The sequence below is a fragment of the Pseudomonas sp. EA_5y_Pfl2_R50 genome (assembly GCF_963970475.1).
In the GTDB taxonomy this organism is placed as follows: Bacteria; Pseudomonadota; Gammaproteobacteria; order Pseudomonadales; family Pseudomonadaceae; genus Aquipseudomonas.
On sequence record NZ_CAXAPT010000188.1, the window covers coordinates 1 to 445 of the forward strand.

At 63.6% G+C, this 445-nt stretch carries 1 protein-coding gene; it reads right to left on the bottom strand.

All coding sequences use genetic code 11. The features are described 5' to 3' along the window. The coding region (locus AACY19_RS27375) for an alpha/beta hydrolase family protein (RefSeq protein WP_339454618.1) at positions 1 to 395 on the bottom strand (395 nt) is incomplete at its 3' end. Positions 396 to 445: the final 50 nt, after the last annotated feature.

Sequence of the window (445 nt, forward strand, 5' to 3'; positions counted from 1 at the left end):
TCCGTAAAGTCGGTGAAGTCATGCCGTTCCTGCCGCAGCGTCTCCAGATCGGTAACGGGCGCGACCGCGACGATCGCCTTGAACAGGCTTGGATCGAGCACCGCCGATTGTAGCGCGGCATAGCCGCCATAGGAGCCGCCGACGATGCAGACGCGCTTGGCATCGGCCAGGCCGCTGTCTGCCGCCCATTTGACCGCGTCGGTCAAATCGTCCTGCATGGCGAGGCCCCATTGTCCGCGCCCCTTATTGGTAAAGCCGGTGCCATAGACCGAGGAGCCGCGATAATTGGGAAGCAGCCCGGCATACCCGCGGCGGGCGAGGAATTGCGTCCACCAGTCCCAGCTTTCGTCATCGCGCGCGATCGGGCCGCCATGCGGCAGCTTGATCAGCGGCAGGTTCTTTGCTTCGTTGGCGGGCGTCTAAGTGAGCTCGGCGTAGATTTCGT